This window comes from Methylobacterium gnaphalii (assembly GCF_007992215.1).
In the GTDB taxonomy this organism is placed as follows: Bacteria; Pseudomonadota; Alphaproteobacteria; order Rhizobiales; family Beijerinckiaceae; genus Methylobacterium; species Methylobacterium gnaphalii.
Genome location: NZ_BJZV01000033.1, coordinates 1 through 14,731, shown reverse-complemented (window position 1 = coordinate 14,731; position 14,731 = coordinate 1). Strand labels below are relative to the sequence as shown.

Here is a 14,731-nt window from a genome sequence, read left to right as displayed (position 1 = left end):
CGATCACCTTCTCATCTTCAACCGAGACCAGCCATGCTCTCACATCTCCGTCCCGCCCTTGTCCTGCTCGTCGCTCTGACGGCGATCACTGGCCTCGCATATCCGCTCGCGGTCACGGGGATTGCTGAGGTGATCTTCCCAGCCGACGCCGCCGGCAGCCTAATCGAGCGCGACGGCAAGGTCGTCGGCTCCAGCCTGATCGGTCAGAACTTCGCGAGCGACGGCTATTTCCACGGCCGGCCTTCCGCGACGACCGCGCCCGATCCGGCCGATGCCTCGAAGACCATTCCGGCTCCCTATAACGCGGCCAATTCCTCTGGCTCGAATCTCGGCCCGACCAGCGCGGCACTCGCCGAGCGCGTGAAGGGTGACCTGGAGAAGTTGAAGGCCGAGAATCCGAGGCAGCCGGTGCCGGTCGATCTCGTCACCGCGAGTGGCTCAGGCCTCGACCCCGACATCTCGCCCGAGGCTGCGCTGTTTCAGGTGCCGCGCGTCGCCAAGGCGCGCAATGTCTCCGAAGACACGTTGCGAGCCCTGGTGGACGGCCACGTTCAGGATCGCCTGTTGGGTCTCCTCGGCGAGCCACGGGTGAACGTGCTCGCCCTCAACCTGGCGCTGGACGATCTCGCTCGGCGCTGAGCGCCTCGATAAGATCCCATCATGCCCGAGACTGGCCGCGACCCCGTCCGTCCCTCACCCGACGCGCTGCTCAAAGCGGTGCGCCGAGAGGAGCGGACACGCGGCCGCCTCAAAATCTTCCTTGGCGCCGCCCCTGGCGTCGGCAAGACGTACGAGATGCTCGCCATCGGCCGCGCGCGGTTCAAAGCGGGCGCCGATGTGGTGATCGGCATCGTCGAGACCCACGGCCGGGCCGAGACGGAGGCGCTGGTCGAGGGCTTCGAGACCGTCCCGCGGCGCCGGGTGCCCTACGCGGGCACGATCCTGGAAGAGATGGATCTCGACGCGCTGCTGGCCCGCCGGCCCGCCCTCGCGCTCGTGGACGAGTTGGCTCACACCAACGCACCGGGCTCGCGCCATCCAAAGCGCTACCACGATGTCGAGGAGCTGCTCGACGCCGGCGTCGACGTGCTGACGACGCTGAACATCCAGCATGTCGAGAGCCTCAACGACATCGTCGCCTCCATCACGCGCATCCGCGTGCGCGAGACGGTGCCCGACTTGATCCTCGAGCGCGCCGACGACATCGAGGTCGTGGACCTCAACCCGGACGACCTGATCCAGCGTCTGAAGGAGGGCAAAGTCTACGTCCCGACCAACGCCGAACGTGCCCTGCGGCACTACTTTTCGCGGGGCAATCTCACCGCTCTTCGCGAGCTAGCGCTACGGCGCACGGCCGACCGGGTCGATGACGAGCTTCTCAGCCATATGCGCGCCAACGCCATCGCCGGCCCCTGGGCGGCCGGCGAGCGCGTGCTGGTCTGCGTGAACGAAGACCCGCGTGCCACCGGGCTCGTGCGCTACGCCAAGCGGCTCGCAGATCAGCTACACGCGCCCTGGACGGCGCTGTCCGTCGAAGAGCCGCGGGCAGCTTCCCTCCGCGAGACGCAGCGGGACCGCATCGCGGAGGCCCTGCGTCTCGCTGACAGGCTCGGGGGCGACACCGTCACGCTACCGGGGGAGCGGCGTGTCGCCGAAGGGATCTTGGCTTACGCCCGCTCGGCCAACGTCAACCACATCGTCGTCGGCAAGGCGACGCGGTCCTGGTTGTTCGAGCTGGTCCGGGGCTCGGTGGTGCACACCCTGGTGAGCCTCTCCGGCAACATCAGCATCCATGTTGTGCCGGGCGAGGTCGCGACGCCGGAGCCTGCCGCGCGCAGGGCTGTCGCCACAGCCGCACCCAGCAGGCGCTTCGATGCGGGCGCCTACATCATGGCCCTCGCCGCAACGGCGCTCGGGCTCGGCGTGGCGCTCCTGCTCCAACCCTATGCCGGCGTCGAGAATGCCGATCTCTTCCTATTGACGGCCGTCGTCGGCGTCGCCACGCGCTGGGGCCTCTGGCCCTCGCTGTTGGCCGTGGTGGCCGGCTCGCTCGCCTACAACTTCTTCTTCCTGCCGCCGGTCTACACCTTCACCATCGCCGACCCGACCAATGTCGCGGCCTTTCTGCTCTTCGCGCTCGTCGCAGTGCTGGTCTCCAACCTCGCCGCACGCGCCCGGTCGACCGCGATGGTCAGCCAAGGCCATGCCCGCTCGATGGAGCGGCTCTTCGGCTTCTCTCGCAAGCTCGCAGCCTGCGGCACCCTCGACGACGTGCTCTGGGCGACCTCGGCGCAGATCGCGGCGATCTTGAGGGTGCGCGTCGTGCTGCTCCTGCCCGAAGGGAACTCCGTGTCAGTGCAGGCCGGCTATCCCCCCGAGGACATGCTCGACACTGCCGATCTCGCTGCAGCCAAATGGGCGTTTGACAACGACAGGCCCGCCGGCCGGGGCGCGGACACGCTGCCGGGGGCAAGGCGCCTGTTTCTCCCACTGCATACCGGGCGCGGCACCATCGGCTTGATCGGTCTCGATCGCGACGGCACAGGGCCGATCCTGACGCCAGAGGGCCGGCGTCTGCTTGATACCCTGGCCGATATGGCGGCCCTCGCCCTTGAGCGGGTGCGTCTGGTCGAGGATCTCGACAGGGCTGAGCGCGCAGCCGAGACCGACCGCCTGCGACAGGCACTTCTTACCTCGATCTCGCATGACCTGCGCACGCCGCTCGCATCGGTGCTTGGCGCCGCGAGCACCCTGCGCGACCTCGATCCAGATCTGAGCACCGATGCCAAGGCCGACCTCCTGGCGACCATCATCGAGGAATCCGAGCGGCTGAACCGCTTCATCGTGAATCTGCTCGATATGACCCGCCTCGAGGCTGGCGCCGTTGCCCCCAACCTCTCAGCTCAGGACGTCGCTGAGACCATCGATACCGCCCTGCGTCGGACCCAGAAGGTGCTCGCCCAGCATCGAGTCGCGGTCGGGGTGGCGCCGGACATGCCAGCGCTACAGCTCGATCCAGTCCTGTTCGAGCAGGCTCTGGTGAACCTCCTCGACAACGCGGCAAAATACGCGCCAGAGGGTTCCACCGTGACCGTGCGGGCGAGGACCGAGGGGCGCCACGTGCGCATTGAAGTCCTCGACGAGGGTGAGGGCCTGCCCGACGAGGATGTCGAGCGGCTGTTCAGCAAGTTCTACCGGGTCCACAAGGGCGATCGGGTCCGGGCAGGGACAGGGCTGGGCCTCGCCATATCCCGCGGCTTTGTCGAGGCGATGGGCGGCACCGTCACTGCCGCCAACCGGCGGGACCGCAGTGGCGCGGCCTTCATCGTGACGCTGCCGGTTCCCGACCAAATTGCGCCGAAGAACATCGCCGCATGAGCGCCACCGTTCTCGTCATCGACGACGAGCCGCCAATCCGCCGGCTATTGCGGACTGGCCTGTCGACTCAGGGTTATTCCATCCTCGAAGCACCGGACGGCAACACAGCGCAGCAGTTGCTCGGCCGCGAGAGAGTCGACCTCGTCATCCTTGATCTCGGCCTGCCCGACATGCGCGGCCACGACTTGCTGCGTTCGATCCGCGCGAACCATTCCGGCCTGCCGGTGCTGGTGCTGTCGAGCCGCGATGACGAAACCGGTAAAGTCGAAGCCCTCGATCTCGGGGCCGACGACTACGTCACGAAGCCTTTCGGCATGGCCGAGCTGCTGGCCCGCCTGCGCACGGCACTGCGCCACCAGCTCGCGGTGCAGGGCGAGCGCCCGATCTTCCGCGTCGATACCCTCTCCGTCGATCTCGTCCGTCGCATCGTGAAGGTCGACGAGACTGAAGTGAAGCTGACGCCGCGTGAATACGACTTCCTGCGGGTGATGGTGCTGCATGCCGGCAAGGTTCTGACCCACGCGCAACTGATGAACGCGGTCTCGACTTCCTCGGACCCGCAATATCTGCGGGTCTACATGCGTCAGCTGCGCCAGAAGCTGGAACTCGATCCAGAGCGCCCGCGTATCCTTCTCACCGAGACCGGCGTCGGATACCGCCTGAAGGCTGCAGACGACGAACCGAACCCGAAGACCCTCGCTGCCAACAATGCTGGGCCCACATAAGCGGAGACGCTCCCGTGATCCCGCTCGCCGCTGCGTACAAACAGCAGCGGCCCGCATCTACCTGGCGTAGTCAGCCCAATGAAGGGAGGGAGAACCCCCGGTTAGAAGTAGGTTATAGAAGTGCAAGACTGTAAAGCCGGGCGTGAAGCTCAGTAACCCTCGTCGGAGGCCTTTTAAATTGGACCACCTCATAGACCGCGCCATGGAGATCCAGCGCACCTGTTGAGCCGTTCGACTAGGCCGCAGTCATAGGACAAACACAGGACGTTGAGACCCAGGGCTGTCCACCAAATGTCATGTGCGAACTATCGGCCTAGAGACCGATCTGTCCGCCAAATGTCCTGCTGGTGTCCGGTAAATGTCCGGTATTTGTCCACCTCCAAGTGTGTTTTGCACGTCACAGGACATTCAGCGGGAACTCGAAAAATGACCGCTGAGACGCATCACGCATGAGAAGCGAGACGCACGCACAAGCGACTACAGAACACGCTCAGCTCGATCGCGCCCCAGCCGTCGCTCTGGCTGCCGGTTTTGCGCCCGTCGAGCCGGGCGACGCATTAAGCGCAGCCGGCGAGAGCGTGACCGTCGGCACGATGCATCTCGCCAAGGGCCTGGAATTCAAGGTCGTAGTGGTGCTCGCGTGCGACGACGGTGTGCTTCCCTCGCAGGGGCGCATCGACACGGTGAGCGACGAGGCAGAGCTGGAGGAGGTCTACGAGACCGAGCCCCATCTCCTCTACGTTGCCAGCGCCCGCGTGCGCGATCGCCTGCTCATTACGGGAATTCATCGGGCTCGGAGTTCCTCGACGATTTTTGGTGACCCGGCAACGGCACACTCGCGGCGCATCCCATCCGCATCCAGAGCACATCGTCGGCTCTCTGGCCTTACACAAAATGCTCTTGCGCACCCGGCACGATTCGAACGTGTGACTTTTACCTTTGGAGCGTCTCGCCTTCATTCCTATGAGCGGCTTCCGCCGCCAATGCTCCGCCGTTACACGAGACCGCAGCTTGAGCTACTCACGGCGCACGGTCAGCACCCGTAGCTCAGCTGGATAGAGCGTTGCCCTCCGAAGGTGGAGGACCCAGCTCTCCAAGCAGATAAGTGCCTCCAGTTACATCAACGTCTTAGCTGATTACGCGAGAGACAAGTAACTCGCATGGCGCATTAGCGGCGCAAATGGGCCACATCCGTGCCAAGTCGGCAGTGCGAAACAAGAGCCCGATTTCGGCACCCGGAAGGCGTTTGCGGAACCAAATTTCGCGCGGGGCACATCGGGCCGTATCCATGGCAGAGTGGATTGGAGGGTAAGCGAAGTCCTAGGAAAACTGCTTATCCCGCGAGGCAATGCCTTCTGTGCTCAAGACCTAAACCACCGGATCCTTGGCGCAGCATAACCTCCGATCAGCCTAGCCGCATGGATGGCCGCTCATAGTGGGATGAGCTTCGTCGCTATGCCTGTAAGCTGACCTTTGTCCAAAGCGGACCTTGCCGTTCAAGGCGCCTCTGAGTGGACGTCGGTGCTCACAGACGAGGTTGGTGCCGGACGAATATGCCTCGTTTTCGGTCGCCCCGCTTGCCCAGCCTCGACTTCCACCTGATGTAGAATTTGGACAGGCGGGCGGTTCGGGAGATTTTTGATGGCTGGCGTCCGGCGCATTGGCCTCGTGCTCTGCCCGGATTTCGACTTCATGGGCTTGGCCGCCACCTCGCCCTTCGCCGTCGCTAACCGATACGTCGCCGACACGACCTATGACATCCGTGTGCTGTCGGAGACGGGTGGGCTCCTTCGCTCAGGGTGTGGCCCCGCTATAGAAACTGAACCACTGAGCGACCCGTCCGCCTTCGACACGATCATCGTGGCCGCGGGCATCAGCCTGCCTGAGCCGAGCCCGGATCTCGTCGCCTACATGCAGGAGGCGGCTCGTTCCACCCGCCGCTTGGCGGGTCTTTGCCTCGGCGCCTTCGCCTTGGCCGACGCAGACCTGCTGAGCGGTCGGCGCGCCACAACCCACTGGCGATACGCGCCCCAGTTCCGCGCGCGATACCCTGACTGCAACCTCGACATCGACAAGATCTACGTCAGTGACGGAAATCTCTGGACCTCCGCCGGTATGTCGGCAGGCATCGATCTCGCCGTCGGCATGGTCGAGCGCGATCATGGCCGGCAAGTGGCCCGAACCGTCGCGCGGGGCCTCGTCATGGAGCGTCGTCGCGCCGGCGGCCAAGCCCAGCACTCCGCCTTGCTCGACTTTGACGCGCCGAGCGATCGGATCCAAACCGTTCTCGCCTACGCCCGGCAGAACCTACAGCGGCCACTGACCACCGAGGATCTCGCGGCGGTTGCCTGCCTCAGCACCCGCCAGTTCACGCGGGCTTTCCGGGCCGAGACGGGCGTCTCACCGGCTAAAGCGGTCGAAGCAATGCGCGTCGAGGCCGCCAAGCACATGCTGGAGCAGAGCCGCCTGCCCATTGAAGAGATCGCCGATGCCGCCGGCTTCGCCAACCGCGAGCGGATGCGTCGGGCGTTCCTCCGCGTCCAGGGAGAGGTCCCGCGGGCGATCCGCCGGGCGGCTGGGCCTCTCGCCGTCGTCTAAGCCGCCCACACGGCCGGAAACGTGGCAATTATGACGTAGTTTGTTCCGAGACCTCTGCTTAAGCATGACCTTGGGGGCTGCTTACTGGCGGGAGTTCGCGGACATGGTGAACCTTACAATCAACGGTCGCCATTATTCAGTCGATGCCGAGCCCGATACTCCGCTGCTCTTCGTCCTGCGCGACACGCTCGGCCTGACCGGGACGAAATACGGCTGCGGCATTGCCCAGTGCGGGGCCTGCACCGTCCATCTCGACGGCCAGGCGACGCGGTCCTGCCAAGTGCCCCTGGAGAGCGTCGGCACCCAAGCCGTCACCACCATCGAGGCGATCGAGCAGGACGCGGTCGGCCGGAAGGTCGTTGAGGCCTGGGTGGCGCTGCAGGTGCCGCAATGCGGCTACTGCCAGTCCGGTCAGGTCATGGCCGCCACCGCCCTGCTCAGGCAGACGCCGCACCCGAGCGACAGCGACATTGCCGAGGCGATGACGAATCTCTGCCGCTGCGGAACCTACAACGCCATCGCCGCCGCCGTGCGGCAGGCCGCCGCCTGAGGAGCTTGCCATGCACCCACTCCTCCGTGCCGCAGCCCCCTCCCGCCGCCGCTTCCTCGCCGGTGCGGGAGGCGCCCTCGTCCTCAGTGCACTCCTGCCGGCGCGCATGGCCCACGCCGAGGCGCAGGGCCCCGCCGAGGGCGCGGGCGCCCTCGCGCCGAAGCCCGGAACGCGGGTGGCCGCCTTCCTGGAGATCCACCCGGACGGCACCATCAAGCTCTTGAGCCCCTTCGTGGAGGGCGGCCAGGGCATCGCCACCGGCATGGCCCAGATCGTCGGCGAGGAACTCGACGTTCCGCCCTCTCGCTTCGTCGTGGAATGTGCGCCGCCCGGCCCCGACTACGCCGTCGTCAACGGCATCCGCATGACCGGCGGCAGCTTCTCCACCCGGTCGAGCTACGAGACCATGCGTCGCCTCGGTGCGACCGCCCGCGACCTGATGATCCGCGCGGCGGCCGCCAGGCTCAAGGTTCAGGACGGCGAACTCACCACCCGCGATGGGATGGTGCTCCACGCGGCCACGAACCGATCGCTCTCCTATGGTAACCTCGCCGTCGACGCCCTGAAGCTCAAGCCGAACGAGAGCGTTCCGCTGCGCGACCCGGCGACCTTCCGCTACATCCGCCAGCCGGTCCCCCGCCTCGACGTCCGGGACAAGTCCACGGGCCGGGCGGTCTACGCTATCGACCAGAAGGTCGATGGGATGCTCTACGCTGCCGTGCAGCACGCGCCGCGCCTCGGCACGGAGCCCACGAGCCTCGCCAACGAAGATGACGTGAAGGCGATGCCGGGTGTCCACTCGGTGCACCGCCTGCCAGGCGCGGTGGCGGTTGCCGCCGACAGCTGGTGGCGGGCGCGCAAGGCCGTCGAGGCCCTCAAGGTCGAGTGGTCTGCGCCCAAGCCCAGCGGCATCGACACGGTCGCGGCTGACTTCTCGTCCGAGGGCATGCTCGCAGCCCTCAAGACCTCGACCGAGCTGGGACACGTGGCGGAGGAGCAGGGCGACGTGGCCGCGACCTTCGCCAAGGCTTCCAAGGTGGTAGAGGCCGATTATGAGGCTCCCTACCTCGCCCACGCCCAGCTGGAGCCGCCCTCAGCCATTGCTCGCTTCGACAGCGACGGCACCCTCGACGTCTGGCTCCCGAACCAGATGCCTGAGGTGTTCCAGGCGGTCTCAGCGAAGGTCGCCGGGTTGCAGCCGGCCCAGGTCCGCATCCATTCGCCGATGCTCGGCGGCTTCTTCGGCCGCCACTTCACCTACGAGGCGGGCAACCCATTCCCGCAAGCAATCCTCCTTGCCAAGGCTACCGGCCGCCCCGTGAAGGTGCTGTGGTCGCGGGAGGAGGAGTTCGCCCGCGACGCCGTGCGTCCCCTGAGCTTCAGCCGCTTCAGGGCGGCCCTCGACGCAGCGGGCCAGCCGACGGCGATCGAGGTTCGCACTGTCGGCGAGGGTCCGATCGGCCGCTACTTCAGCATGATGATGCAGACCCCCGTCGACCCCTCGGCGGTCGAGGGCATCGTCGAGAAGCCCTATGCGGTGCCGAACCGGCGCATGACCTTCACGAAGGTCGCCCACCCGGTGAACATCGCCTTCTGGCGCTCCGTCGGGCACTCGATGAACGACGCGTTCTACGAGAGCTTCCTGGACGAGATTGCCCAGGCCGGCGGGCAGGACCCTTTCGCGCTGCGCATGACACTCCTTCAGGGCAACGACCGGCACCGGACGCTGCTCACGACGGTGGCAGAGATGTCCGGCGGCTGGCAGCGCGGTGCCTACCGCACTGACGGTGAGATGCGCGCCCGGGGACTTGCCATGGCCTCGCCCTTCGGATCGGAGACCGCGACCATCGCGGAAGTCTCGGTGGAGGGCGGCGAGGCCCGAGTCCACAACCTCTGGATCGCATTCGACCCCGGCAGCATCGTCAACCCGGCCATCGTGAAGGCGCAGGTAGAATCGGCGGCGGCCCTCGGCCTGTCCTCGGTGCTGTTCGAGCAGATTGTCTACCGCGACGGCGTGCGGCAATCGCAGAACTACGACACCTATCCGGTCCTGCGCCGGGAGCACATGCCGAAGGTCCATGTGCGCATCGTCGAGAGCGGCGCGCCAATGGGCGGGGTCGGCGAGCCGGGACTGCCGGGCGTGCCGCCGGCCGTCCTCAACGCAATCGCGGCGCTCACCGGCCAGCGGATCCGCGCGCTGCCGGTCGCCAACACCAAGCTCTCCGGCGTCTGACGAAGGATCCGCCATGACACAGCACACAGCCACGCGCTCGTAACAGGCGCCTCCTCGGGGATCGGCGCGGCCTATGCCGAGCAACTGGCCGTCCGGGGTCACGGCCTCATCCTCGTCGCCCGCGATGCCGCCCGCCTCCAGGCGGCCGCCGACCGCATCGGCCGGGAGACCGGCATGACCGTCGAGGTCATGGCCGCCGACCTGACGCGGCCGGCGGACCTCGCACTGGTCCGGGATCGCGTCGCCACCGATGCGGGCCTCGGGCTCCTCGTGAATTGCGCCGGGCTTGGCCCTCTGGGGCCGTCCCTCGACAGTCCGGCGGAGCTCTACGACGGGATGCTCGATCTTAACGTCCGGGCGTTGCAGACTCTGACCTTCGCGGCGGCGAGAGCCTTCGTCGGCCGGGGAGGCGGAGCCATCGTCAATGTCTCCTCGGCCGTCGCTCTCATCCCGGAGCGCTTCAACGCCGGCTATGCCGCGCAGAAGGCCTTCGTCCTCGCGCTGACGCAGGGTCTCGCGGCCGAGATCGGCGGCAAGGGCGTGCGGCTCCAGGCATTGCTGCCAGGCGTCACCCGCACCGAGTTCTTCGACAGGGTAGGCGCGGATATCGGGCAGATTCCGCCGGAGATGATCATGGAGGCCGGCGATCTCGTGGCGGCGGCCTTCGCCGGTCTCGACGCGGGCGAGACCGTCACGATCTGTTCGCTGCCGGATATCGCCGACTGGCAAGCCGTCGAGGCAGCCCGGTTTCGCCTCGGTCCGAACCTCTTCCATCGCGTGCCAGCCGGCCGCTAAGGTCTTGAGTGAGACGAGGTAACATCCGATGCCGTCGGGAGAGGAAATTGACGATGCTGCAGGTCGTTCAGGATGAACCGGGCACATCGGCCTCCGAAGCTGTTCTGACCGCCCATCGAAGCTCGGACCAAGCACTGCCACCGGGAGGGTGGCGGCAGGTCGAAGCCCTGCCTGTCGGCCTGTTCGCGGCGGTGATGGGTCTGACGGGGCTGAGCGTCGCTTGGGCATTGGCGCATGCCCGATACGGAGCACCAGCCTGGATCGGCCCCTCCGTCGGCGTCATCGCCAGTGTCGCCTTTGTCGCCATCGCGGCGGGTTACGTTGCGAAAGCCTGCATCGCCCCGCAAGCTGTGCGAGTTGAGTTTCGGCACCCCATCGCCGGCAACCTGTTCGGCACTCCGCTGATCAGCCTGCTTTTGCTGCCGATCCCGCTAGCACCCCTGAGCCTCGCCGTGGCGCGCGTGTCGTGGATCGTCGGGGCCTGTGGCATGACTTTGTTCGCGTGGCTGATCATGAGCCGCTGGCTCAGCGATCGGCAGCAGGTCGCGCATGCGACGCCGGCCTGGATCGTGCCGGTGGTCGGCCTCCTGGACGTGCCGCTAGCCCTTCCCGTGCTCGGTCTACCGCCGATGCAGGGCGTCATGGTCTTCGGGCTGGCAGTGGGGTTGTTCTTCGCGTTGCCCTTGTTCACGCTGATCTTATCGCGCCTTCTGTTCGAGACTCCGCTGCCGGCCGCATTGCAGCCGTCGCTTTTGATTCTGCTGGCGCCCTTCGCGGTCGGGTTCTCGGCCTATGTGGCGACGACGGGCGTGATCGATCTCTTTGCGGAGTCGCTCTTCGCGATTGCTCTGTTCCTGCTTGCTGTGTTGCTGCCGAAGCTCGCTCTTTTTAGTCGGGCATGTCCGTTTCGCGTGTCATGGTGGGGCGTGAGCTTTCCCCTCGCTGCAGTGACCGTTGCGGCCTTGCGCGTCGCGACGGTCCAGCCGGGACCAGCAACCGATGCTCTCGCGCTTAGCCTGTTGATGCTTACGACGCTGGTCATCGCCTCGTTGCTAGCTCGGACCTTGATTGGTCTCGCTCGTGGCGAGCTCCGCACGCTGGCGCAGTGAAGATCGAGCGCCTCGATCAGAATGGATGAGTAGCTCGCGCGCGGAATGTTGGCATCAACGGAGCGCAACGTCATATCCGCGAAATAACTAACCAGTCCGACAACGTTCGAGAGCTTGTCGGATGTCGGGTGAGGCCACATCGAAGTCCTAGAAGAGCAGCCTGTCTGGTAAGGGAGTGTCTTCTGCACCCACGAGCTCTGCCGAGGTATCCTTGGCGCATCCTGCTCCTATGACGACGAGATGGACTGGCTGCCTGTGCTGGTGCTCGTCGGCGAGCATGACGAAGCGCCGCCGCCGATTTCGTAGGAGCTTGCGGCTGAGCTACCGGACAATCGCTTCACGATCCTGCCCGGCTGCGCGCAGGTTTCCTAGTTGCAGGTGCCGGAGCGGTTCCTGACTGCGATGGCCCCCCTTTCTGAACGAGCAGGCCCCTGGCGCCGAACTCGCGGCGACGGAGGCCAGAGGGGCCAACGCCCGCTCGCCCTGGGCCAGCGCTATTAGGCGCCGGATGTGCGTCAGTCGATTTCGGACCGTCCGTCGGAGGTAAAGAGGCGCCCATGCCGTGCCTGGAGGGTCAGGACGAGGGCCAGGGTTTTCAAGTCCCGCAGCTGCCCTGTCGCGGCCATCCCGGCGAGGTCAGCGAGAGGCATCTCCACCAACTTGATATTCTCGTGCTCGCCCTCGGCGGCGCCGCCCGAGGCTTCGCGGTCGGTGTCATGGTAGGGGGGCCAGGAACACGTGAATCTGCTCGGTCGAGATCCCCGCGCAGGAATAGGTCGTGCCGACATGTTCGAGGTCGTGCAAGCGCAGGTCCGTCGCTTCCTCGCATTGATGCTACAACGACCCTTACAGTCCTCCATGTGATGAGAACGATGGACCTGGAGAACGTCACCGCTATCGGAACAGCCGGGTGGAGCATTCCGAAAGCTTACACAGATCAGTTTCCAAGCTCGGGCAGCCATCTCGAACGCTATGCACAGCGCTTCAACGCCGTCGAAATCAACACTTCATTTTATCGGCCGCATCGCGTTACGACCTACGCGCGATGGGCCGCGTCCGTGCCAGAGCAGTTCCGCTTTGCGGTGAAGATTCCGCGCTCGATCACACATGAGCGGCTCCTCGAGAACGCAGACGAGTTGCTCAAGCGATTTCTTGAAGAGGTTTCTGGGCTCGAGCAAAAACTCGGCATACTTCTCCTGCAACTGCCGCCCTCGCTCGTCTTTCAGACCAACACGACTGGCAAGTTCCTGGAGCTCCTCAGGCGCGCTGCCTTAGCAAACGTCGTCTGTGAACCGCGGCATCCGAGTTGGTTCGCACCCAGCGTCGACGCGCTACTGGCGGACCTGCGCATTGCCCGTGTCGCGGCTGATCCGGCCCCAGTGCCTGAAGCGAGCGAGCCAGGTGGTTGGCGAGGCTTATCCTATTATCGACTGCACGGCTCTCCGAAGATCTACTACTCGCCCTACAGCCCAGATGCGCTCGACGCGTTAGCGCGGCGCCTTTCTGCTGAAGCAAGGGATGGGCTGCCAAACTGGTGTATCTTCGACAACACGGCGAACTATGCCGCTGCAGGCGATGCACTCTCGACGTGCGAACGTTTGCAGCGAGTGACGCGCAGATGGGTTTAATACGCGTTTCCATTGATTATGAAGGTTAATAGACGAATTTTATCAGTAATATGACCTCAAAATACAAGAGACCCATCAAGTCGATAAGCCGAGATCAATTTGAATTCATCGACAACTCGGCTGAGTCCCCCGGAATGTGATGCAGCGATGGCTTGCGGAATCCTGGAATTACCAAGCCAGGGACCGAGCGCGCTCAAAATGCCCGCGACCACAATCGGAGGTGCTAAGACCGTATAGACGGTCTTATTGAACAACGAGAGCCTGGCGCCGATCAGCGGATCGCACCAATCAAATAGGCGAAACCGACGGTGGCTACATTTCGCCAAGAGCATCTAAAATAACGCTATCAATACTCTGCAAAATCTCATCGAGAGGCAGATCGTTCGTCTCCAACCCGAATGGTTCCTCTAGTTCGTCACCCAACGCATCGAGACCGAAGAACGTGTAGGCAACGAGTGCTGTCACAAGCGGCGTCGTCCAACCTAAAGAAGAGGCGAGGCCGAACGGAAGAAGCGTGCAGTAGAGCCACGAAGTGCGGTAGATCAGAAGCGTGTAGGCGAACGGAAGCGGCGTGTTCTTTGTGCGCTCACAGGCTGCCTGAATCTGCGACAGCGCATCAAGCTTTGTCTCGAAGAGGTTGTAGAGCACATCGCTCAGGGCGCCGATCCGATAAGCCTCGCTGAGGTCGATAGCGATAAAGCGCAGTGCTGAATCAGCCGCATCAGCGCGTTGCGACAGGGATCGGAATTCTTCCTCAGGCAGCCAGGCTGCCAGTGCGGCCGAGGGATCTGTAGAGCGAAGCGAGGCATGCAGGGCGTGGGCGAAGCCGACCAAGCGGAGCAATATTCGACGCCGTCGGACTTCGTGCTCGGCTCCAGGTAAAAGCGCCAAGCTTGTGCGAACGAGGCCACGCGACGCGACAATGAGGAGGCCCCATTGCTTCCGGGCCTCCCACCAGCGCTCGTAGCAAGCGCTGTTTCGGAAGGTGAGAAAAATCGACAGCGCAAGCCCCACCAGCGTGAAGGGCGCCACGCCTGCATTCAAGCCCAAGACTTCGGGCCAATGCCTTTCCGCTGCAACAACCAGGAAGGCTACCAGCGTGACAAAGGCGATCTTCAGCGCCACCCGCGGCAAGATCGACCCATGCAGAGTGAACAGAATGGCGAGCGGCCCCGGTCGTTTACGGACTAACATTCTGCCTCGGCTCAATATGCTCTCGACGGCACCTAGATGCATCTGGATCTACCGAACAGCCAAGCGCGGTTACCGTTCGTCGCCACTGCCACCGTCACGACCTGCTGGTCACCTTGCTCTTTATGGACCCAGTTCTTTGCGCTCATCGCCTTCGCTCCCGTCGCCACCCATGCGGATGACCACCATCCCGAACCAGTCGTCGGTGCCGATGGCCTACAAGGAGTTCGACGACGATGGTCGCATGAAGCCGGGGCTGCTCTACGAGCGCGTCGCCGGCGTCTGCGAGGAGCTGATGAGGTTCACCCTCCTCACTCGCGAGCGGCCGACTATCTCGTCGGTCGCTACAGCGAGCGGAAGGAGCGCGAATCTGATCGCCTGAAGGCGATCGCTGCCGATATCAGGTTCGTAAAGCGCTCAGTGTTGCGATGATCCCGCTCACGGCGATTATAGCCAGAGCTATCCCCTGCAAAAGCCGTGGGCATCCGATACCCGATCGAAGAGTCCACGAGCCGGTTCAACGA

General features: G+C 64.8%; 11 protein-coding genes and 1 pseudogene. 11 read left to right on the top strand and 1 reads right to left on the bottom strand.

The annotated features are described in order from the left end of the window. The first annotated feature begins 33 nt into the window (after positions 1-33). The 10 genes from MGN01_RS20085 (at position 34) to MGN01_RS20040 (ending at position 13,016) form a co-directional block, all read left to right on the top strand. Positions 34-639, top strand: a complete 606-nt coding sequence (locus MGN01_RS20085) for a K(+)-transporting ATPase subunit C (protein WP_147048612.1) — start codon at positions 34-36, stop codon at positions 637-639. A gap of 21 nt (positions 640-660) precedes the next feature. Further along, on the top strand, positions 661-3,378 hold the full coding sequence (locus MGN01_RS20080) for a DUF4118 domain-containing protein (RefSeq protein WP_147048611.1): 2,718 nt from the start codon (positions 661-663) through the stop codon (positions 3,376-3,378). Next, positions 3,375-4,103, top strand: a complete 729-nt coding sequence (locus MGN01_RS20075; protein WP_147048610.1) for a response regulator — start codon at positions 3,375-3,377, stop codon at positions 4,101-4,103. Before MGN01_RS20080 ends, MGN01_RS20075 begins: the two co-directional genes overlap by 4 nt. A 449-nt stretch (positions 4,104-4,552) precedes the next feature. Beyond that, positions 4,553-5,149 (top strand): 3'-5' exonuclease, encoded by a 597-nt coding sequence (locus MGN01_RS24015; protein WP_210246090.1) that lies wholly within the window; start codon positions 4,553-4,555, stop codon positions 5,147-5,149. Between the two features lie 595 nt (positions 5,150-5,744). Continuing rightward, positions 5,745-6,701 carry a GlxA family transcriptional regulator gene (locus MGN01_RS20065; RefSeq protein WP_147048609.1) on the top strand — a complete coding sequence of 319 codons (957 nt, stop codon included), beginning with the start codon at positions 5,745-5,747 and terminating at the stop codon, positions 6,699-6,701. A gap of 103 nt (positions 6,702-6,804) precedes the next feature. Then, the gene (locus MGN01_RS20060; RefSeq protein WP_147048608.1) at positions 6,805-7,251 is read left to right on the top strand and encodes a (2Fe-2S)-binding protein; all 447 of its coding nucleotides are present in this window, start codon (positions 6,805-6,807) and stop codon (positions 7,249-7,251) included. Positions 7,252-7,261: 10 nt separating this feature from the next. Further along, positions 7,262-9,484: a xanthine dehydrogenase family protein molybdopterin-binding subunit gene (locus tag MGN01_RS20055; protein WP_147048607.1), complete on the top strand. Its 2,223-nt coding sequence runs from the start codon at positions 7,262-7,264 to the stop codon at positions 9,482-9,484. 6 nt (positions 9,485-9,490) lie between these two features. Beyond that, positions 9,491-10,279, top strand: a complete 789-nt coding sequence (locus MGN01_RS20050) for an SDR family NAD(P)-dependent oxidoreductase (RefSeq protein ID WP_147048606.1) — start codon at positions 9,491-9,493, stop codon at positions 10,277-10,279. Positions 10,280-10,332: 53 nt separating this feature from the next. Continuing rightward, entirely contained in the window at positions 10,333-11,388 is a 1,056-nt protein-coding gene (locus MGN01_RS20045; protein WP_147048605.1) for an SLAC1 anion channel family protein, read from the top strand. 872 nt (positions 11,389-12,260) lie between these two features. Further along, complete coding sequence (locus tag MGN01_RS20040) at positions 12,261-13,016, top strand: DUF72 domain-containing protein (protein WP_147048604.1); 756 nt, start codon at positions 12,261-12,263, stop codon at positions 13,014-13,016. Positions 13,017-13,328: 312 nt separating this feature from the next. On the opposite strand, the gene MGN01_RS20035 is transcribed toward MGN01_RS20040, so the two are convergent. Continuing rightward, a complete protein-coding gene (locus MGN01_RS20035) occupies positions 13,329-14,210 on the bottom strand; it encodes a bestrophin family protein (protein ID WP_147048603.1) in 882 nt (293 codons plus the stop codon). A 169-nt stretch (positions 14,211-14,379) separates the two neighbouring features. On the opposite strand from MGN01_RS20035, the pseudogene MGN01_RS20030 reads away from it, so the two are divergent. Beyond that, positions 14,380-14,639: pseudogene (locus MGN01_RS20030) on the top strand (arsenical resistance protein ArsH); the annotation flags it as partial. Positions 14,640-14,731: the final 92 nt, after the last annotated feature.

Coding starts and splice junctions, on each gene's coding strand:
- MGN01_RS20080 (WP_147048611.1), top strand. CDS start 661: ATGCCCGAGACTGGCCGCGACCCCGTCCGTCCCTCACCCGACGCGCTG.
- MGN01_RS20045 (WP_147048605.1), top strand. CDS start 10,333: ATGCTGCAGGTCGTTCAGGATGAACCGGGCACATCGGCCTCCGAAGCT.
- MGN01_RS20075 (WP_147048610.1), top strand. CDS start 3,375: ATGAGCGCCACCGTTCTCGTCATCGACGACGAGCCGCCAATCCGCCGG.
- MGN01_RS20060 (WP_147048608.1), top strand. CDS start 6,805: ATGGTGAACCTTACAATCAACGGTCGCCATTATTCAGTCGATGCCGAG.
- MGN01_RS20040 (WP_147048604.1), top strand. CDS start 12,261: ATGGACCTGGAGAACGTCACCGCTATCGGAACAGCCGGGTGGAGCATT.
- MGN01_RS20035 (WP_147048603.1), bottom strand. CDS start 14,210: ATGTTAGTCCGTAAACGACCGGGGCCGCTCGCCATTCTGTTCACTCTG.
- MGN01_RS20065 (WP_147048609.1), top strand. CDS start 5,745: ATGGCTGGCGTCCGGCGCATTGGCCTCGTGCTCTGCCCGGATTTCGAC.
- MGN01_RS20055 (WP_147048607.1), top strand. CDS start 7,262: ATGCACCCACTCCTCCGTGCCGCAGCCCCCTCCCGCCGCCGCTTCCTC.
- MGN01_RS20085 (WP_147048612.1), top strand. CDS start 34: ATGCTCTCACATCTCCGTCCCGCCCTTGTCCTGCTCGTCGCTCTGACG.
- MGN01_RS24015 (WP_210246090.1), top strand. CDS start 4,553: ATGAGAAGCGAGACGCACGCACAAGCGACTACAGAACACGCTCAGCTC.